The organism is Fructilactobacillus sp. X2R1C1 (genome assembly GCF_059901435.1).
Genome location: NZ_JBWXUV010000001.1, coordinates 384,046 through 402,719, shown reverse-complemented (window position 1 = coordinate 402,719; position 18,674 = coordinate 384,046). Strand labels below are relative to the sequence as shown.

The window sequence follows — 18,674 nt, the reverse complement described above, 5'->3', positions numbered from 1 at the left end:
ACCCAAAAGGTCCAGCAATAACGGAGACGTTAGTTGCTGGACCTTTTTTATTTATAATCTTGATCATTGTTCGCGCTTATAATTAGTCATTTTTAATGGCTCAACCCATTTATCAAAGTTATCACCAGTGACGTATCCTGAATCAATGGCCGCCTGTCTAAGATTCGTTTTTCCCTTTAAAGCAGCATTGGCAATTTCAGCTGCTCGATGATAGCCAATGTGTGGCGACAATGCCGTCACCGTCATCAAAGAATTATGGACCAACTCCTCCATGCGATCTTGGTTGACTTCAATCCCTTTGACCATCAAGTCCGTAAAGTGGCTTAAGATGCCTGTCAGTGACTGAACGGAATCAAGAAAACAGGATATGATAATTGGCTTATAGACATTCATTTCAAAGTTTCCCTGGGTGTTAGCAACTTCGATGGTCGTATCATTTCCCATGATGCGCGCTACTACCATATCCATGGCTTCACCCTGAGTCGGGTTCACCTTGCCAGGCATAATCGATGACCCAGGTTCATTAGCGGGAATTTTAATCTCACCGTAACCAGCTCTAGGACCACTCGCTAGAAATTTAATGTCATTGGCAATTTTCATCAGATCAGTTGCAAGCGTCCGCACAGCCCCATGCGTCATGGTAATGGCCGAATGGGAAGCTAATCCATAAAATTTATTTTCAACTTCAAACGGCTCATGATACTCATTACCCAGGGTTTGAACCATTTCCTTATCAAAGTCTTCCGTCGTATTAAGGCCGGTTCCTACTGCGGTTCCACCAATTGGTAGACCCAGTAGTGAATTCGAATTGTCCCTCACAAAATCAAGGTCGTGTTGAATGGTGCTAGCCCATCCCGACACTTCCTGTCCAAATGTCATTGGAGTGGCGTCCTGTAAATGAGTGCGCCCAATCTTAACCACATCCCAATACTTTTTCTGTAAGTGATGCATAACATCAATTAAGTGCCCCAACTCTGGTAACAGCTGATTGATGGCAACCAGACTTGCAATGTTCATTGCCGTTGGAAACGTATCATTTGAACTCTGGGAATGATTAACATCATCATTTGGTAAAACATTAATCTTTGGATTAATCTGATTAGCAACGTGGGCAATCACCTCGTTCACGTTCATGTTAGTCTGAGTTCCCGATCCAGTTTGGTAAATGTGTAACGGGAAGTTTTGCATTAATTGATTATCGGAAAGACTCAATAGTTTTTGGGCACCCTGCTCAATCAACTCACCCTTTTTTCGATCGATGGTGTCTTGTTTGATGCTCACCTCGGCGGCACTGGCTTTAATGTTTATGAGAGCGCGAATTACCAATACTGGTAACTTGGGACCGACAGGAAAATTATGCCGGCTCCGCTCGGTTTGAGCACCCCACAAAGCATCCTTTGGCACCTTGACGTCTCCAAGCGTGTCACTTTCAATTCGATAATCAGACATTTTGTCATCCCCTAATTAAATATTGGGTACGACTTATCTGCTTAAGACCTGACTTTTTTCTAGTAAACGACTGATGAAATAAGTCAGCACTCCACTGAATAAGAAGACCGATACAAGCCGGGTTAGAAACAGTAGGAGTAAAAATCCAAAATGATAATTTGCGTATCCACTTTTGATCATATCCCAAGCAAACGTAATTACCGTGGTGGTAATCGTCGTACTTATGATTCCTAACCAATCATAATGCTTATATCCCAATACGGCAAATCCTAACTCAGACGATAGTCCTTGAATTAAGCCGGATAACAAATCAGCAATTCCCCACTGACTGCCAAGGATCATCTCGACGAAGGCTCCCAGTAACTCACCAAGGGTAGCGGAAAATGGGATGCGAATGATAAACGCTGCTAACGGTCCAGCAAGCGTCCATAATCCAAAGGTGGCTTCGTTTGCCAACGGCTGCAATCCAAATGGTGTAAGTGCCGCAGCTAAGATATTATAGAGAAATGAAGTTCCCCAAAAAATCACTCCACAAAAAGCACCAATTAATGTAACTAAAATAATGTCCTTTAAATGCCATTCTCTCAAAATTTTCATGTGATCTCCTCCAATAAAAAAAGTTCCTGGATCTACCCCGGGAACTTCAACACATGATTAAAAATGACACTTGTAGTGTAGTCGGATCCCTTCGCAGGTCTTAACCTGATCAGGTTCAATGGGTATTATCTCAGCCTTTCGGCACCCCAGAATTATATAATTCACTCTAATAATATACTGATTGAATGGTAAAAGCAATCAAAATGGAGATGCATTAATGCATCTCCATTTAACCTATTCTAATCCGACCCGTTTGAAAATATCATCAACGTGTCTAAGGTGGTAATGATAATCAAACGCATCGTTAATCTCTTGGTTAGACAACCGTTCATTAATCTGATCATTAGCTTTGACTAGCTTTTCAAATGACTCGCGGTTCTCCCATGACTGAGCCGTCAGTGGCTGAACTAAGTCGTAAGCCGCTTCCCGACTCATCCCTTTATCAATTAATTTCAGCATTACTCGTTGACTGTAAATTAGTCCGTAAGTTAGATTCATATTTTCCTTCATTCGTTTCGGGAAAACATCTAAGTTTGAAAGAATATTATTGAAACGATGAAGCATGTAATCTAAGAGCGTGGTACCCTCTGGTAGAATAATTCGCTCAGCCGAAGAATGGGAAATATCACGTTCATGCCACAAAGAAACGTTCTCGTAGGCAGTGGTGATTAGTCCACGCATGGTTCTGGCCAATCCACAAATGTTTTCTGATCCAATTGGGTTCCGTTTATGTGGCATTGCCGAAGAACCCTTTTGACCAGGATTAAAATGCTCTTCTACTTCATGAATCTCAGAACGTTGCAAACCACGAATCTCCGTTGCAAAATTTTCAAGACTAGTGGCAATCAACGCCAAAGTGGCGATATATTCGGCATGTAAATCACGAGGTAAGACTTGACTGGTGATTTCTTGGGCACGTAGTCCTAACCTATCGCATACGTAAGTCTCTACCTGAGGGTCAATGTTAGCAAATGTCCCAACAGCTCCAGAAATTTTCCCGGCTTCCACTCCGGCAGCTGCTTCGTTAAATCGTTTTAGGTTCCGTTTCATTTCTGAATACCAACGTGCCATCTTTAAGCCAAAAGTCATTGGTTCCGCCTGAACCCCATGGGTTCTTCCGATTTCAACCGTATCCTTATATTTTAAGGCTTTCTGCTTAATGGTATCCATTAAAGTTAAAATATCCTGACGAAGAATCTCGTCAGCCTGCTTTAGTCTAAGTCCCTGAGCGGTATCGACAACATCAGTGCTAGTAACGCCGTAATGGATCCACTTTTTTTCGGGGCCAAGCGACTCCGAAACATCGCGAGTAAAAGCCACCACATCATGGTGAGTTTCCGATTCAATCTGTGCAATGCGGTCCACGTCAAAGGTCGCGTTTCTTTTAATGGCAATAATGTCAGCATCTGGAATCTTACCTAACTTATTCCATGCTTCATCAATCGCAATCTCAACTTCAAGCCATGTCTGATACTGATTCTGCTTACTCCAAATTCGCTTCATTGGTGCTCTTGTATAACGATCAATCATTTCATTCACCTCATTATAATTACAGGATAATCTTACATAATGTTTTCTTTTCAGTCAAATCAACGCCGCTACTACTTTATTATAATTCTAATATTCAATAAAACACGAACATTATTTTTAACAATATTTTGAACGTTCTTGATTTTTCCATATGTGATTGGTAAACTGTTCTTGGTCAAAAAATTCATTTACGAGGTGCTATTTATGTCTGTAACAGTTGTTGTTGGTAGTCAATGGGGCGATGAGGGAAAAGGAAAGATTGTCGATACCCTAAGTGCTGACGCAGATATCATTGCTAGATATCAGGGCGGTGACAATGCGGGTCACACCATTGTGTACAACAATCAAAATTTTCACGTTCAACTCGTTCCGTCCGGAATTTTCTATTCTGACAAGTTGGCAGTAATTGGAAACGGCGTTGTTTTAAACCCGAAGTCACTATTTAAAGAAGTCGACTATCTAAACGAACATGGTGTTTCTACCGACAACCTCCGTGTATCATCTCGTGCTCAAGTCATCATGCCATACCATCCTCTTTTTGATAAGCTTCAAGAGGAACACAAACATCATAAGATCGGGACGACCCAAAAGGGAATTGGCCCTGCCTACATGGACAAGGTTGCTAGGGTTGGAATTCGGGTGGCTGATTTAATTGATCCGGCAACTTTCAAGAAACGTTTGCAGGATGTTTTAGCCGAAAAAAACGAAATTTTAGTCAAGCTGTACGATCATGAACCCCTTGATTTTACGGACATTTACGATGAATACGTAAAACTCGGGAAACGATTAAAACCATACGTAACCGAAACCTCCGTTCTTTTAAACGATGAAATCGATCATAACCAAAACGTCCTGTTTGAAGGTGCTCAGGGCATTATGTTAGACGTTGACCATGGAACCTATCCTTACGTCACTTCCTCGAACCCCGTTGCCGGCGGCGCTGCCGTTGGTGCGGGAATTGGACCCAGCAAGATTGATCGGGTCATTGGAACTTGTAAAGCCTATACTTCACGTGTCGGTGAGGGACCATTTCCAACGGAACTACTAGACGAGACCGGTAACTACATCAGAGAAACCGCCCATGAGTACGGGGTTGTGACCAAGCGTCCCAGACGAATCGGTTGGTTTGACAGCGTTGCCTTAAGACACGCTCGTCGTGTTTCTGGTCTAACCCACCTAGCCTTAAACTGTCTGGATGTTTTAGACGGATTAAAAGAAATTAAGATTTGTACCGCATATGAACTAGACGGTAAGAAAATCACTTATTACCCCGCTAACTTGGATATCTTGGACAAGTGCAAACCGGTCTACGAAACGCTCCAGGGATGGAACGAGGATATCACTAATTGTGATACCTACGACAAGCTTCCTAAAAACGCCCAAAAGTTTCTTGACCGGGTTTCAGAACTTGTAGGTATCCCGTTAGTCACTTTCTCAACTGGTCCCAAGCGAGAACAGACCCATCAAATGTAAAAAATAAGACCCTGGATAAAATCCAGGGTCTTTTTATGTCAATTCTTATACATAGCGTAATTCTTTGGACGTGTGAGTAAATGGTTCATTTCCATCCTTGGTTAGGTGAATACAATCTTCAATTCGAACTCCGGCTACTCCAGGAATGTAGATACCAGGTTCAATTGAAAAGCACATGCCTTCCTTTAAAATCATCTTATTGCCCTCCATGATTGAAGGGAATTCATGCTCACCCATCCCCATGCCGTGGCCTAAACGGTGGATGAAGTATTTACCATAACCAGCCTTGTCAATGATATCTCTTGCAACCGCATCCAGGTCTTCGGCCCGAATACCTGGTTTAGCAGCAGATTGGGCAGCTAACTGAGCTTCCAAACAAACGTCATAAATCTCTTTTTGTTTGGCCGGAATTTTATCACCAACAGCGACCGTCCGGGAAGCATCAGAGATGTAGCCATTATGAACCGTTCCTAAATCAAATAATAACAGGTTATCGTTCTTAATCTTGTTCATGTCAGTAGCACCATGTGGTTCCGCCGCGTGAGGTCCAGTCTGAACAAGAGTATCAAAACTCATGTTCATAACCCCTCTGATTTTTTCCTGGTACTCAATCTCAGCAGCCACTTCTGCCTCCGTTTTACCGGCTTTAGCGGTCTCAAAACCAACTTGAAAAGCAAAGTCGGCTTCTTTTCCAGCAGCGTCTAACTGTTCGATCTCATATGGCGTCTTAATTACCCGCAGTTCACTAACTTCTGGAGCCACGTTAGTGCTAAAGTCAGCCTTCGGGAATTCAGCTTGAAGCTGTTGATAACGACTAATGACCAAGTTGTCGTCTTCAATCCCAAATCGTTTGGGATCAGGAGTTACATCACGAATGTGCTTGGCGATCATTTTAAAGGGATCTTCATGGTCTAAGTAACCATAAACGGGATACTTCCATCCTGACTCCTTTATGGCTTCCACTTCGAGTTCTGGTGCAAACAGAAATGGTTCCGCATCAGGAAAAATAAAAAGTGCCAACACCCGTTCAACGGGATCACTACCAAAACCAGTAAAGTACTTAATATCCTCAAAATTACTGATGTAAGCAACATCAAGCTTCTTTTGGTTAACGTAGTCTCTCATTTCATTTAATTTAACCATAATAAGACCTCCTGAATTTGTTGCTAATTTTAGCATACAATTAAATTTAATCAACACAAAAAGAGAAACCTAACACCAATCGTCAGATTTCATCTTCCTAATATGTCTGGTCACATTCGGATCCAGGTTTAACGTTTGCTGGTCCCGTGTCTTTAACAAAAGGTGCCCACGTTCGTCGATTCCCGCTAATTTTCCAGTGATTTCATTATCATAATTGATCAGGGAAACTTGTTCGTTAAGCCACAGCAGACGCTTAGTATATTGATTAATAATCCGATCATCGTCCCACTCGCGATAGACCTCGTACAAATGGTCATAAACCGAAGCAATTAACTGGTTCCTTTTAAGTGGTGGTACCACGTTTAAACTCCCCACCATTTGGTCACCATTACGTGAAAACGGCATGATCCCAATATCGAGGCCAATGCCCATGATAAAGTTCTCGGGCTCGTTATCTTCGTTACTCTGAATTTCAGTTAAAATCCCACAGACCTTACTGTCATCGTGATACACGTCATTCACCCATTTTAATTGAGTATCGATGTTGTAGACCAGTTTAATAGCGTCCGTAACGGCAATGCCAATTCCAAGCGTTAAGATACCTGGATTATCAAGATACCTTGGTTGGGCCTGAAACACCACCGTAAAATAAACGCCGTTGTTTGCAGGAGAATAAAAATGATGGCCATTTTGGCCTTTCCCCTTCGTCTGTTCGTTAGCAATGATCATGCCAGGACGATGCCAAACCTCCACTTGAGCCTCTTCGTTAGTCGACGGCAATTGGTCATAAACCTCGATTTGATCAATGGGATTACTAATTAAGCTATGAATTACGCGTGCATTTAAAATATCGTTCATGATTTATTCACTCACCTGGGTAGCAAGTGTCCCAATGTACTTCCATCCCACGTCCAAAAAGTTAATCTGGTACAAATCATCGTTTCTTCTAGCACTTTCCATGTGAGGTAATGAAACCTCAACGGACTTGGGTTTTCCGATCAATCCGACTCCTTGAAGTTTTAAGACCGCTTCCTTGATGGTCCATAATCTTAAGGCTTGTTCACCTTGCCGTTCGCCCTTTAAATTCTTTAAGTAATTAAGTTCCGCTGGAGTAAAAGCCTTGGTAATCCTGGTGTAGTCATAAGGACGAATCTGTTCTAAGTCAACTCCAATTGGTTGATCAGAAATTACCACCAAAACCGCGTCATGAGAGTGAGCAATGTTAAAATGATAGCCATTTGGCACAAAATAGGGTTTCCCGTAATGTCCAAAATCAATGTCAACGTTTTTAATGGCGTCTTGTACTGGCATCCCCACCAGTTTAGCTAACAAAACCCTTCCAACAAGCGTCTGTTGCTTTTTGGGCTTATCGGTGATTTCTAAGTCTTGGTAGTATGGTTGAAATGCTTTTGTGGTGATCGAATCACTTAAAAATTTAATCATGCTAATTCCTCATTTTCATTTTATTAGACCTGATTGGGTCCGAGAGATAAAAAATAAGAGTCTCACTATTTTCAACAGATACAATAGTAACACTCTCATACATCTTGGTCATTGACTAAAAATTACGGTACCTAGCAAACCGCTTCTTAAGCATCTCATCCTTTGGCATCGCATTTAGTTCTTTAATTTTTTTAACCAAATCACCACGAAACCGTTCAAAGCCATCGGCGGTATTTACTTCAGAAATAATCCGATCAATGATTCCTTCTTTTAGTAAGTCATCTGGAGTCAACTTCATGACTGAAGCAGCTTCTTTCATCCGACTAGCATCTTTCCACAAAATGGTGGCATATCCTTCTGGGGAAAGAACCGAATAGATACTATCCTCAAAAGCCCAGACGCAGTCACCAACAGCTAATGCCAGGGCACCACCACTGCCACCTTCACCAACAATCACACTTACGTAAGGAACTTTCAGTTGCATTCCCTGTAAGATTAATTGCGCAATCGTATAGCCAATCCCGTGGTACTCGGCTTCTACACCAGGATAAGCTCCAGGAGTATTAATCAAGGTAACAATTGGACGATTGAATTTTTCGGCCTGCTTCATTAATCGCAGCGCTTTGCGGTATCCGTCAGGCTCAGCCGAACCAAAGTGCCGTTCGATGTTGGAGTTTAGATCCGAGCCCTTTCTAATCCCAATCAACGTCGTCGGAATTTCATCAAGGGTTCCAATCCCAGCGTATACGGCGGGATCATCACCGTAAGCACGATCACCATGCAGTTCCATAAAATCTTCGGTAATTCCGTTAATGAGGTCATCAACCCCAATCTTACCCGCAGCTCTAGCATTTATAACTCTATCCCATGCGGTTGGTTTACTCATCATTGTCACCTACCCGATGCCACTTTAGAATTTTATTAAGTGTCTCTTTTAGATCGCGTCGTCTCACGACCCCATCCAAAAACCCATTTTTCAGTAATGTCTCTGATCGTTGAAAGTCTTTTGGTGGGCGCTGTTGAATCGTCTTTTCAATCACCCGACGTCCCGCAAAACCAATCAAAGCGTGGGGCTCTGACAAAATAATGTCTCCCTGCATTGCAAAACTGGCGGTCACCCCACCAGTAGTGGGACCACAGGGAACACTGACGTATAGTAAGCCCGCTTTACTGTGTTGCGCAACCGCTTCAGACACTTTGGCCATCTGCATCAGGGAATGAATCCCCTCTTGCATTCGGGCTCCTCCAGAAGCAGTAAACACAATCACGGGAAGCTTCTTTTTCGTTGCCGTTTCAAACAGTCGTGCCAGAATCTCACCCGTTGCCGTCCCAAGGCTTGCCATTACAAAGCGCCAGTCCATCGCAGCCATCGCTACCTGATTTCCATCAATGGTACCAATCCCAGACAAAACACTCTCATTTAGACCAGTCATCGCGCGTGCCTTCTTCAATTTAGCTACGTACTTTTCGTCGTTAAACTTTTTGGAAGCCTTTAAATCAGTATTAATGGGTGTGAAGTCGTCACACATTAACTCAATTCGCTCTTTAGCACCAATCCGAAAGGCATAGTAACAATTAGGACACTCTTTATACCTGCCAAGATCTTTCTTGTAAAAATTCTTCTCACAAATCGGACACTTAACCCAGATGTGATCAGGGATTTGATCCATTCGCTGACTTAACTCTTTTTGACTAATACTTTCAAACCGTTTGCTTGTCATACTGCTTCATCCATTCTTTTAAGAACGTACTCTCAATGTAATTATTGTTAAAATCACCAGTTAAGAAATGCTGATCAGAAATCAAACCAATCAAGAAATCGCGATTGGTGGTGACTCCTTTCACAACAAATTCGTTCAAAATTTGCTTCATTTCGGACACGACTTCCCGTTTTGTCGGTTTATGCACAATAACTTTAGCAATCATCGAATCATAGTAAGGTGAAATCATGTCGCCAGCTTCCACCCCAGAATCAATTCGAATGGAATCAGATTCATGGGTAAATTTCACCTGCTGAAGTTTACCAGGTGATGGAGCAAAATTATTGCTAGGATCCTCGGCATCGATCCGACATTCAAGTGAGTAACCCTTGACCGCACAGTCTTGCTGATTAAATGGCAGATTTTGACCCTCCGCCACTAAAATCTGAGCCTTAATAATCTCTACTCCAGTAACCTCTTCGGTAACGGTATATTCAACTTGAAGCCTCGTATTCATTTCCATAAAATAAAAATGTTCTTCTTTATCCATCAAAAATTCGAAGGTTCCGGTATTGGTATAACCAATTCCCTTAGCGGCTTTAGCCACGGTCTGTCCAAGTTCTTTGCGTTTTTTAGGCGTAATTTTTGAGCATGGACTTTCTTCGATTATTTTTTGATGATTTCGTTGCATTGAGCAATCTCGCTCCGGAAAATAGACCACGTGGCCGTGTTCATCGGCGATGACCTGCATTTCAATGTGTTTGGCATCACTTAAATCCTTTTCCATGTACAAGCGGTCGTCACCAAATGAAAGTTTGGCTTCACGCTTAGTATCACTAAAGGCTTTTTTTAATTCAGATTCACTAGTAACTTTTCGAATTCCCTTACCGCCACCACCGGCAGCAGCCTTTAACATCACGGGATAACCAGTTTTTTGGGCCACTCCTTTAGCTTGGTCGTAAGTATCAACAAACCCATCGCTACCAGGGATAGTTGGAACGCCATTCTTTTTCATCGCTTCTTTGGCATTACCCTTATTCCCCATCAAATTAATTACTGAAGCGGTAGGACCAATAAATTTAATTCCGCACTGTTCACATAATTCAGCAAAATCAGCATTTTCAGACAAAAAGCCATACCCAGGATGGAGCGCATCACATCCGCAAAGAACCGCGGAATCAATAATTGCTGCCATGTTTAGGTATGACTCATCTGGAAACGGTCCACCAATACATACGGATTCGTCAGCTAATTTTACGAATAAACTATCAGCATCAGCGGTTGAATAAACCGCCACCGCCTTGATGTTCATTTCGTGAAGTGCACGGATGATCTGGACTGCGATTTCACCGCGGTTTGCAACCAGCACTTTTTTAAACATTAAATCACCTTTTTAAAATAATATGAATTGAGTTTCTTAGTCTTCCTTAATTTCAAAAATCGGTTCATTGTATTCCACCATCGAACCACTCTTGGGCATTCGTTTAACGATGGTCCCACTCACTGGACTTTTAACCTCATTAACCAACTTCATGGCTTCAATTACACAAACGGTCTCACCCTTTTTAACGTGATCACCATCTTGTTTAAAGTCGGCCTTTTCTGGGCTTGGAGCGTAATAAAGAATTCCAACCATTGGAGCTTTCAATTGATAATTATCGGAGTCATCAGCTGCATCAATTGACGTAGATTCAAGTTGAGCCGGCTTTCTGGATTCATTAACTGACTCACTTGCATGCAAGCTGTCGTGATCAGGAATTTTGGATAAGTAAACGGCTCCTTCATTCTGATTAATCTTAATTTCTTGTAAACTCGATTGCTCAAATTTATCAATTAATTTTTCAATATCTTGTTCATTCACTAATCTTCATTCCACTTCTTCATTGCAATTACCGCATTGTGACCACCAAAGCCAAAGGCATTACTAATTGCAGTATTAACGGGTGCCTTTTTGTTATCTTCATTGACCAAATCAACGTGAATCTCAGGATCCTTATGCTTCATCCCCACGTTAACTGGCATCTGATCATTTTGAAGGGCAGCAACTAAAGCAACCGCTTCAAGTCCACCGGCGGCACCTAGGGAGTGTCCCACCATTCCTTTAATGGAACTAACCTTGACGTGATCGTTATCTTTAAACAACTTTTCAATCGCACCAGCTTCAGCAACATCATTAGCGTGAGTGCTGGTACCGTGCGCATTAACGTAATCAAGTTCACTAGTTTTAATGTGACCTTCGTCAATGGCTTCCTTCATGGCTCTAATGGCACCTTTTCCAGAGGGGTTCGGAGCAGTCATATGATAAGCATCGCTGGTAGCACCGTATCCAACCACTTCGGCCAAAATATTAGCACCACGTGCTTTAGCATGGTCATAATCCTCAAGTACAAGAGTACCAGCCCCTTCTCCCATGACAAAGCCATTGCGGTCTTTATCAAATGGCATTGAGGCATCTTCTACTTTTTCAGCGGTTGAAAGAGCGGTCAATTTAGCAAATCCAGCAATTCCAATCTCGGTGATGGCAGCTTCAGTTCCACCAGCAATCATCATCTTGGCTTTCCCTTGTTTAATTAGTTCAAAGGCGTTTCCAATGGCATTATTAGCTGAAGCACAAGCCGTCACAATGGTCTGAGACGTGTTTTCCGCATCAAAGTACATGGAAACATTTCCAGCTGCCATGTTAGCAATGGCTTTAGGAACAAAAAGTGGTGAAACTCGCTTTGGTCCCTTTTCGTGCATCTTGATGATGTCACTCTCAATGGTAGTAAGACCACCAATTCCATTTCCGTACATGACACCAAGGTCCTCAGGTTCGTAATCACCCTGTTTCAGGCCAGCTTGATCCATGGCCTCTTTAGCACTGTACAAAGCGTACTGTGAAAAAAGATCAATTCGTTTGTAGGCACGTTTATCTAAACGCTTGCTTGGATCAAAGTCTTTAACTTCAGCAGCTACCGTTACACCCGTGTTACTAGCATCAAATTTGGTAATTGGTGCAATGCCCACTTTAGAGTTAAACAAATTGTTGGAAAAGGTTTCGGCATCATTTCCGATGGGGGTGACAGCTCCCATCCCTGTTACAACTACTCGATTACTCAAATGATTTCCTCCTGTTCAAATAAATAATTTTACTGATTATTTATCGTTCTCCGCAATCTTCTTTTGAATGTAGTCAACTAATTGTTGGACGGTGTTGATGTCTTCATCACTTTCAATTTCGATGTCATATTCATTTTCAAGTCCGTCAACCACTTCAAAAAAGTCAAGACTATCAATATCAACGTCTTCCTTAAGATTAGTGTCCATCTTGATGTCTGATGCTGGTACATCAGTTTGTTTTGCGATTAAGTCCTTGATTTTGTTAAAAATTTCGTTTTGATCTGCCATAATTTATCACTCCATAATATTTTTTGTATTTAGTATCTAATTACTACGGTTCCAATGGTTAATCCACCACCAAAACCGGTTAAAACAAGGTTGTCACCACGGTTAATCTGATGCTCCTCTACCATTTCACTAAGTAGCAATGGTTCGCTCGCCGCAGCGGTATTGCCATACTTATTGATATTAACGGGAAACTTTTCCATCGATAAATCTAATTTGTTAGCAATACTTTTAATAATTCGTTCATTTGCTTGATGAACGATAAAGTACTTCACATCACTTAAGCCAATGTTTGCCTTTGAAAGCGCCAGTTTGATGGATTCTGGAACCCTTTGAGTAGCAAAACGATATACTTCATGACCATCCATCTTGAAATACGGCTGGTGCGTATCATCAGCGAAGTGCCCAGCCGTTAGCGAATTACCAAGTTCTCCAACTGTTTCTAAGTCACTAGCAAGTACCTCTGACTCACTTCCATCATTGGTAACTAGAATTCCCGCAGCACCATCCCCAAACAGGACCGCCGTTGAACGGTCCGACCAATCAATGTACTTGCTTAGCTTCTCACCGCCAATTAAAATTCCTTTTGAATGCGGCTTATTTGCAAGCAACGCATTCAAGACGTAAATTCCGTAAGCAAATCCGGAACAAGCGGCGTTTAGATCAAAGGCAACTGCATTGTCGGCATAAAGATTTCCCTGAACCGCTGCTGCAGTTGAGGGAGTTTGAAAGTCTGATGACATGGTGGCTACGATGATGAAATCAACGTCACTTGCAGAAATATTGGCCTTATTAATGAGCTTGGTTGCAACATCAGTACACATGGAAGTATTAGTCTCTGACTTAGAAATGTGACGGGCGTGAATACCGGTCCGTCGTTTGATCCACTCATCAGAGGTATCCATGATTTTAGTTAAATCATGATTAGTAACAACATTATTGGGCGTTGACCTTGCCGTTTCTAAGATTGAAAAACTACCCATTTGCGACTCCTATTACCTATTTTATTGTTCTCTTTCCTTGTTACTTACGATAAAGGTCAACTGAGCGTCACAAGCCTTTTTATCGCCAACGTATGCCACACACGAAACTGAGCCAGCACTTCCTCTAACCTTATCAATCTTAACCTCAAAGCGTAGCACATCACCGGGCTCCACCATCTTTCTGAATTTCGCGTTGCGGATGCTACCCATATAAACCGTCTTGTTCTTAAACTGGGGCGACTTTAAAATCAAAATTGAAGCCACCTGAGCCATTGATTCAATAATCAAAACACCGGGCATAACCGGATTACCAGGAAAATGTCCTTGGAAATAATTTTCGTTAATCGTAACATTCTTGGTAGCCGTAATTGACTTACCTGGGTCCATCGCATCGACCCGATCAATAAATAAAATCGGATAACGATTAGGAATCAGATCCATAATTTCTTTTGCATTCATTAAACTCAAATTATTCACCTCTATTAATCTAATTTGATTCAAGCATGGTATTTCGAGTAATTACCATGTGTTCATATTCAACAAGTTTTCGTTATTTAGCAATCAAAAACCATTCTAGTTAGAATGATTCTGACATAAAAGCCTGTCATATCAGCATTTTAAAGCAAGTATGTATCTGGTTACACTTGTTTTAATGTGTAATCATGACCAAACTCCCACCTTTGAGTCAAAAAAATCCCATAGCCGATCAACGACTATGGGATATTTAAATTAATTTTAATTTAGGCAAGTAAATGAACACCCTTGTCAACGTAGATAATGTCACCAGTAACACCGGTTGATAAATCACTAACTAAGAAAGCAGCAACGTTACCAATCTGATCAGTTGTTACATTCTCACCATCAACGGTGAATGATTGTGACATTTTAAGAAGGTCACGATGACCCTTAATTCCGGTAACAGCCAAAGTTTTAACGGCTCCAGCGGAAATTGCGTTTACTCGAATTTGGTCTTTACCAAGTTCAGAAGCAAGGTAACGCATAGCTGATTCAAGGGATGCCTTAGCAATTCCCATCATGTTGTAATCAGGAATGGCACGAGTTGAACCCATATAAGTTAACGTTAAAATGCTACCAGGCTTGTTCATAATCTTGCTGGCATAACGAGTAACTGAGATAAATGAGTACGCACTAATGTCTTCGGCTAAGTTGTAACCATCTTTTTTGGTGTTAATCACACCATTTTGAAGGGTTTCTTTGTCAGCAAAAGCAATGGCATGAATAACCCCATCGATGTTTCCAAAACGGTCATGAATTTCGGAAAAAGCCTTTTGGACGTTAGCATCTTCGGCCACGTCACATTCAACCAGTGGGAACTCTTCATCACCAATGGTCTTCTCAATACTCTTCTTTAAACGATCATTTTGGTATGTCAAAATAACTTGAGCTCCAAGTGACTTAATTGCTTGTGCACATCCCCAAGCAATACTTTTTCTATTCGCCACACCCATCACAACAACTTTTTTTCCTTTTAATAAATCAGCCATCTTCAAAATCCTCCTAGAACCAAATATCTAATTTACATCATTATATCAAAAAATTAATTCATTCATTAAAAATTTCGGTAACGGGAAAGTCGCTTAGCAACCAAATCATCCTTAGATAATGCATTTAATTCCCTAATTTTTTTAACCAGATCACCTCTGAAACGTTCGAAACCATCAACCGTATCAGCTTCGGGAATAATCCGATCGATGATTCCCTCGGACAACAAATCATCCGGCGTTAATTTCATCACTGAAGCAGCTTCTTTCATCCGACTGGGGTCTTTCCACAAAATCGTGGCGTAACCTTCGGGTGAGAGCACCGAATAAATACTATCCTCAAAGGCCCAGACACAATCACCGACAGCCAGTGCTAAAGCACCACCACTGCCACCTTCGCCAACGATCACACTAATATAAGGAACGGTTAGTTGCATTCCTTGTAAGATTAATTGAGCAATCGTATAACCAATTCCATGATACTCAGCATCAACGCCAGGATAGGCTCCCGGTGTATTGATCAAGGTGACAATCGGTCGGTTAAACTTTTCGGCTTGTTTCATCAGACGGAGCGCCTTCCGATACCCGTCTGGTTCAGCTGAACCAAAGTGCCGTTCAATGTTAGAGTTCAGGTCTGATCCCTTTCTAATCCCCACAAACGTAGTGGCAATGTTGTCCATGGTGCCAATCCCACCATAAACAGCCGGATCATCACCATAGGCCCGGTCACCATGAAGTTCCATAAAATCATCGGTAATGCCGTTGATTAAATCATCAACCCCAATTTTTTTGGCAGCTCTAGCGGCCAGCACCTTATCCCATGCCGTTTTTTTAGCCATTAAGATCACCTACCTGATGCCATTTTAGTAACTTCCCTAACGTTTCTTTCAATTCAGAACGTTTAATGACATCGTCCAAGAAGCCATTTTTAAGCAACGTTTCAGCCCGCTGAAAGTCCTTTGGCGGACGCTGTTGGATCGTTTTTTCAATCACCCGACGACCAGCAAAACCAATCAAAGCATGGGGTTCTGACAACAAAATATCACCCTGCATGGCAAAGCTGGCGGTCACACCACCAGTGGTAGGATCGCCAAGCACACTGATGTAAAGCAACCCAGCCTTACTGTGTTCAGCCACAGCCTCAGAGACCTTGGCCATCTGCATTAAGGAATGAATTCCCTCCTGCATTCGCGCACCCCCAGAAGCAGTGAAGACAATCACCGGCAGGCCCTTTTTAGTAGCCGTTTCAAATAAACGAGCCAAGATCTCTCCAGTAGCTGTCCCTAGACTGGCCATAATAAAACGCCAGTCCATCGCTGCAACCGCAACTTTGACACCGTTGATCGTTCCGATTCCCGATAGGACACTTTCGTTTATCCCAGTAATCTCTCTGGCCTTCTTTAGTTTTGCCACGTACTTATCGTCTTTAAATTTTTTGGAAGCCTTTAAATCAGTATTAATGGGTGCAAAGTCGTCGCACATCATTTGGATGCGTTCTTTGGCTCCAATCCGAAAAGCATAGCCACAATTTGGGCATTCTTTGTACTTACCAAGTTTCTTTTTGTAAAAAGTAGTCCCACAATAAGGACATTTCACCCAAATATCATTAGGAATCTGATCCATTCTTTTGGTCAGCTCATCAGAATTCAAATTCTCAAAATCACTTTTTGCCATGTTTCTTCATCCATTCTTTTAAGAACGTACTTTCAATGTAATTATTGTTAAAATCCCCAGCCAAGAAATGCTTGTCATTTAGTAAAGCAATCAAGAAATCTCGGTTGGTTTTGACCCCTTCAATGTGAAACTCATTAAGAACCCGACGCATCTTATGGACAGCCTGTTTCTTAGTGGGCAAGTGAACAATGATTTTGGCAATCATTGAATCGTAGTAGGGCGAAATGACGTCGTTTTGTCCAATGCCAGAGTCCACTCGAACTCCCTTTGTACCATAAGTCTGGTGCAAACTCGTAATCTTACCCGGCGATGGGGCAAAATTATTGCTGGGATCTTCTGCATCAATTCGACATTCCAAAGCGTAGCCTTTTACGCCACAATCAGCCTGCGTAAAGGGTAATTTTTCACCTTCTGCAACTAAGATCTGGGCTTTAATGATTTCAACATCGGCAACTTCTTCGGTAATGGTGTACTCGACCTGCAATCGGGTATTCATTTCCATAAAGTAGAAGTTGTGATCCTGATCCATTAAGAACTCATATGTACCTGTATTTGTATACTGGATTCCTTTGGTGGCGTTAACGACGATCTGACCAAGTTCTTTTCGCTTTGCCGGACTAATTTCGGCACATGGACTTTCTTCAATGATCTTCTGGTGATTACGTTGAAGTGAACAATCACGTTCGGGAAAATAAACAACGTTACTATGCTCATCGGCAATGACTTGCATCTCAATGTGCTTGGCGTCATTTAGATCTTTTTCCATGTACAATCGGTCATCGCCAAAGGAAAGTTTAGCTTCCCGTTTCGTATCCTGAAAAGCCTTAGCCAGTTCATCGTCATCAGCAACTTTTCGGATGCCCTTACCACCACCACCGGCAGCAGCCTTCAGCATTACTGGATAACCAATTTGATGAGCGACTTCTTTGGCTTGTTCTACGGAGTCAATAAAACCATCACTGCCAGGAATCGTTGGAACACCACTTTTTTTCATGGCTTCCTTAGCATTGCCTTTATTTCCCATCAAATTTATGACCTTAGCACTTGGACCGATAAACTTAATGCCACACTGATTGCAAAGTTCCGCAAAATCAGCGTTTTCAGACAAAAAGCCATATCCCGGGTGCAAAGCATCGCAACCAGTAAGTACCGCTGCATCAACAATTGCTGCCATATTGAGATATGACTCGTCTGGAAATGGTCCACCGATACAGACTGACTCATCGGCCAATTTTACGAATAAACTATCAGCGTCAGCAGTTGAATACACTGCCACTGCCTTAATATTCATATCATGAAGCGCACGGATAATCTGGACTGCAATCTCGCCCCGATTAGCCACCAGTACCTTTTTAAACATTAAATCACCTTTCACTCACTATGATTCAACCGCAAATATCAACGTTGCATTAGCGATTTCCTGTCCGTCCCTAGTGACAACACCTTTGCCAATTCCAATATTATGTTTAACCTTTAATAAATCAACCTTTAAATGTAAAACATCGCCCGGTCGAAAATCATCTTTAAATTCAGCTTGTTTGATTCCACCAAAAAAGGCGTTTTTACCCTTATATTCTGGCATTGATAAGAGAGCAACCACTCCAGTCTGAGCCATTGACTCAAGCACCAACGGACGCGGCAGTGTCGGATGATTACCTTGATTTGCAAAGTACCATTCGTTTCCTGCCAACATCTTAGTGGCCTCGGCTCCCTCTCCCGGGGTAATGGTGTCAATCTTATCAATCATCTGAATTGGGGGACGTTGAGGGATATAATCATTAACATTCAATGCCATA

The 18,674-nt window shown here is 42.0% G+C and carries 20 protein-coding genes and 1 riboswitch; of the genes, 1 reads left to right on the top strand and 19 read right to left on the bottom strand.

The genetic code is table 11. The annotated features are described in order from the left end of the window. Positions 1-63: 63 nt before the first annotated feature. The 3 genes from AC6UDG_RS01885 to purB form a co-directional block, all read right to left on the bottom strand. Positions 64-1,449 carry a class II fumarate hydratase gene (locus tag AC6UDG_RS01885; protein ID WP_500706264.1) on the bottom strand — a complete coding sequence of 462 codons (1,386 nt, stop codon included), beginning with the start codon at positions 1,447-1,449 and terminating at the stop codon, positions 64-66. 33 nt (positions 1,450-1,482) lie between these two features. Beyond that, on the bottom strand, positions 1,483-2,046 hold the full coding sequence (locus tag AC6UDG_RS01880; protein ID WP_500696470.1) for an ECF transporter S component: 564 nt from the start codon (positions 2,044-2,046) through the stop codon (positions 1,483-1,485). A gap of 67 nt (positions 2,047-2,113) precedes the next feature. Further along, positions 2,114-2,205, bottom strand: a riboswitch (TPP riboswitch). Positions 2,206-2,280: 75 nt separating this feature from the next. Further along, positions 2,281-3,576, bottom strand: a complete 1,296-nt coding sequence (purB, locus tag AC6UDG_RS01875; RefSeq protein ID WP_500706263.1) for an adenylosuccinate lyase — start codon at positions 3,574-3,576, stop codon at positions 2,281-2,283. Positions 3,577-3,780: 204 nt separating this feature from the next. On the opposite strand from purB, the gene AC6UDG_RS01870 reads away from it, so the two are divergent. Then, positions 3,781-5,049, top strand: a complete 1,269-nt coding sequence (locus AC6UDG_RS01870) for an adenylosuccinate synthase (protein ID WP_500706262.1) — start codon at positions 3,781-3,783, stop codon at positions 5,047-5,049. Positions 5,050-5,094: 45 nt separating this feature from the next. Here AC6UDG_RS01870 and AC6UDG_RS01865 read toward each other — a convergent pair whose 3' ends face one another. From AC6UDG_RS01865 to AC6UDG_RS01790, 16 genes are all read right to left on the bottom strand, one after another. Then, positions 5,095-6,192: a M24 family metallopeptidase gene (locus tag AC6UDG_RS01865; protein WP_500706261.1), complete on the bottom strand. Its 1,098-nt coding sequence runs from the start codon at positions 6,190-6,192 to the stop codon at positions 5,095-5,097. 69 nt (positions 6,193-6,261) lie between these two features. Beyond that, positions 6,262-7,050 (bottom strand): biotin--[acetyl-CoA-carboxylase] ligase, encoded by a 789-nt coding sequence (locus AC6UDG_RS01860; protein ID WP_500706260.1) that lies wholly within the window; start codon positions 7,048-7,050, stop codon positions 6,262-6,264. Between the two features lie 3 nt (positions 7,051-7,053). Further along, positions 7,054-7,635, bottom strand: coding sequence for a 4'-phosphopantetheinyl transferase family protein (locus AC6UDG_RS01855; RefSeq protein ID WP_500706259.1), 582 nt, complete (start codon positions 7,633-7,635; stop codon positions 7,054-7,056). 115 nt (positions 7,636-7,750) lie between these two features. Continuing rightward, positions 7,751-8,521: a carboxyltransferase subunit alpha gene (gene accA / locus AC6UDG_RS01850; RefSeq protein ID WP_500706258.1), complete on the bottom strand. Its 771-nt coding sequence runs from the start codon at positions 8,519-8,521 to the stop codon at positions 7,751-7,753. Continuing rightward, entirely contained in the window at positions 8,514-9,356 is an 843-nt protein-coding gene (locus AC6UDG_RS01845; protein ID WP_500706257.1) for an acetyl-CoA carboxylase carboxyltransferase subunit beta, read from the bottom strand. Before AC6UDG_RS01845 ends, accA (AC6UDG_RS01850) begins: the two co-directional genes overlap by 8 nt. Then, positions 9,337-10,716: an acetyl-CoA carboxylase biotin carboxylase subunit gene (locus tag AC6UDG_RS01840; RefSeq protein ID WP_500706256.1), complete on the bottom strand. Its 1,380-nt coding sequence runs from the start codon at positions 10,714-10,716 to the stop codon at positions 9,337-9,339. The genes AC6UDG_RS01845 and AC6UDG_RS01840 overlap by 20 nt, the downstream gene beginning before the upstream one ends. Positions 10,717-10,752: 36 nt before the next feature. Beyond that, a complete protein-coding gene (locus tag AC6UDG_RS01835) occupies positions 10,753-11,196 on the bottom strand; it encodes an acetyl-CoA carboxylase biotin carboxyl carrier protein (RefSeq protein ID WP_500706255.1) in 444 nt (147 codons plus the stop codon). Next, positions 11,196-12,434 carry a beta-ketoacyl-ACP synthase II gene (gene fabF, locus AC6UDG_RS01830; protein WP_500693427.1) on the bottom strand — a complete coding sequence of 413 codons (1,239 nt, stop codon included), beginning with the start codon at positions 12,432-12,434 and terminating at the stop codon, positions 11,196-11,198. The genes AC6UDG_RS01835 and fabF overlap by 1 nt, the downstream gene beginning before the upstream one ends. 36 nt (positions 12,435-12,470) lie before the next feature. Beyond that, entirely contained in the window at positions 12,471-12,722 is a 252-nt protein-coding gene (locus AC6UDG_RS01825; protein ID WP_500693426.1) for an acyl carrier protein, read from the bottom strand. A 29-nt stretch (positions 12,723-12,751) separates the two neighbouring features. Next, the gene (locus tag AC6UDG_RS01820; protein ID WP_500706254.1) at positions 12,752-13,702 is read right to left on the bottom strand and encodes a beta-ketoacyl-ACP synthase III; all 951 of its coding nucleotides are present in this window, start codon (positions 13,700-13,702) and stop codon (positions 12,752-12,754) included. 21 nt (positions 13,703-13,723) lie between these two features. After that, positions 13,724-14,170 (bottom strand): 3-hydroxyacyl-ACP dehydratase FabZ, encoded by a 447-nt coding sequence (fabZ, locus tag AC6UDG_RS01815; RefSeq protein ID WP_500693424.1) that lies wholly within the window; start codon positions 14,168-14,170, stop codon positions 13,724-13,726. Positions 14,171-14,442: 272 nt separating this feature from the next. After that, the gene (gene fabI, locus AC6UDG_RS01810) at positions 14,443-15,207 is read right to left on the bottom strand and encodes an enoyl-ACP reductase FabI (protein ID WP_500693423.1); all 765 of its coding nucleotides are present in this window, start codon (positions 15,205-15,207) and stop codon (positions 14,443-14,445) included. Between the two features lie 65 nt (positions 15,208-15,272). Further along, entirely contained in the window at positions 15,273-16,043 is a 771-nt protein-coding gene (accA, locus tag AC6UDG_RS01805; RefSeq protein WP_500696459.1) for a carboxyltransferase subunit alpha, read from the bottom strand. Beyond that, positions 16,036-16,878 (bottom strand): acetyl-CoA carboxylase carboxyltransferase subunit beta, encoded by an 843-nt coding sequence (locus AC6UDG_RS01800; protein WP_500699133.1) that lies wholly within the window; start codon positions 16,876-16,878, stop codon positions 16,036-16,038. The genes accA (AC6UDG_RS01805) and AC6UDG_RS01800 overlap by 8 nt, the downstream gene beginning before the upstream one ends. Continuing rightward, positions 16,865-18,238: an acetyl-CoA carboxylase biotin carboxylase subunit gene (locus AC6UDG_RS01795; RefSeq protein WP_500706253.1), complete on the bottom strand. Its 1,374-nt coding sequence runs from the start codon at positions 18,236-18,238 to the stop codon at positions 16,865-16,867. The genes AC6UDG_RS01800 and AC6UDG_RS01795 overlap by 14 nt, the downstream gene beginning before the upstream one ends. 18 nt (positions 18,239-18,256) lie before the next feature. Then, positions 18,257-18,673 carry a 3-hydroxyacyl-ACP dehydratase FabZ family protein gene (locus AC6UDG_RS01790; protein ID WP_500706252.1) on the bottom strand — a complete coding sequence of 139 codons (417 nt, stop codon included), beginning with the start codon at positions 18,671-18,673 and terminating at the stop codon, positions 18,257-18,259. Between the last annotated feature and the right edge of the window lies 1 nt (position 18,674).

Excerpts from the sequence above, each read along its gene's own strand:
- AC6UDG_RS01865 (WP_500706261.1), bottom strand. The coding sequence starts at position 6,192 with ATGGTTAAATTAAATGAAATGAGAGACTACGTTAACCAAAAGAAGCTT.
- AC6UDG_RS01825 (WP_500693426.1), bottom strand. The coding sequence starts at position 12,722 with ATGGCAGATCAAAACGAAATTTTTAACAAAATCAAGGACTTAATCGCA.
- AC6UDG_RS01795 (WP_500706253.1), bottom strand. The coding sequence starts at position 18,238 with ATGTTTAAAAAGGTACTGGTGGCTAATCGGGGCGAGATTGCAGTCCAG.
- AC6UDG_RS01885 (WP_500706264.1), bottom strand. The coding sequence starts at position 1,449 with ATGTCTGATTATCGAATTGAAAGTGACACGCTTGGAGACGTCAAGGTG.
- AC6UDG_RS01880 (WP_500696470.1), bottom strand. The coding sequence starts at position 2,046 with ATGAAAATTTTGAGAGAATGGCATTTAAAGGACATTATTTTAGTTACA.
- fabI (WP_500693423.1), bottom strand. The coding sequence starts at position 15,207 with ATGGCTGATTTATTAAAAGGAAAAAAAGTTGTTGTGATGGGTGTGGCG.
- accA (WP_500706258.1), bottom strand. The coding sequence starts at position 8,521 with ATGAGTAAACCAACCGCATGGGATAGAGTTATAAATGCTAGAGCTGCG.
- AC6UDG_RS01845 (WP_500706257.1), bottom strand. The coding sequence starts at position 9,356 with ATGACAAGCAAACGGTTTGAAAGTATTAGTCAAAAAGAGTTAAGTCAG.
- AC6UDG_RS01855 (WP_500706259.1), bottom strand. The coding sequence starts at position 7,635 with ATGATTAAATTTTTAAGTGATTCGATCACCACAAAAGCATTTCAACCA.
- accA (WP_500696459.1), bottom strand. The coding sequence starts at position 16,043 with ATGGCTAAAAAAACGGCATGGGATAAGGTGCTGGCCGCTAGAGCTGCC.
- AC6UDG_RS01820 (WP_500706254.1), bottom strand. The coding sequence starts at position 13,702 with ATGGGTAGTTTTTCAATCTTAGAAACGGCAAGGTCAACGCCCAATAAT.
- AC6UDG_RS01800 (WP_500699133.1), bottom strand. The coding sequence starts at position 16,878 with ATGGCAAAAAGTGATTTTGAGAATTTGAATTCTGATGAGCTGACCAAA.
- AC6UDG_RS01790 (WP_500706252.1), bottom strand. The coding sequence starts at position 18,673 with ATGGCATTGAATGTTAATGATTATATCCCTCAACGTCCCCCAATTCAG.
- AC6UDG_RS01840 (WP_500706256.1), bottom strand. The coding sequence starts at position 10,716 with ATGTTTAAAAAAGTGCTGGTTGCAAACCGCGGTGAAATCGCAGTCCAG.
- AC6UDG_RS01870 (WP_500706262.1), top strand. The coding sequence starts at position 3,781 with ATGTCTGTAACAGTTGTTGTTGGTAGTCAATGGGGCGATGAGGGAAAA.
- AC6UDG_RS01860 (WP_500706260.1), bottom strand. The coding sequence starts at position 7,050 with ATGAACGATATTTTAAATGCACGCGTAATTCATAGCTTAATTAGTAAT.
- purB (WP_500706263.1), bottom strand. The coding sequence starts at position 3,576 with ATGATTGATCGTTATACAAGAGCACCAATGAAGCGAATTTGGAGTAAG.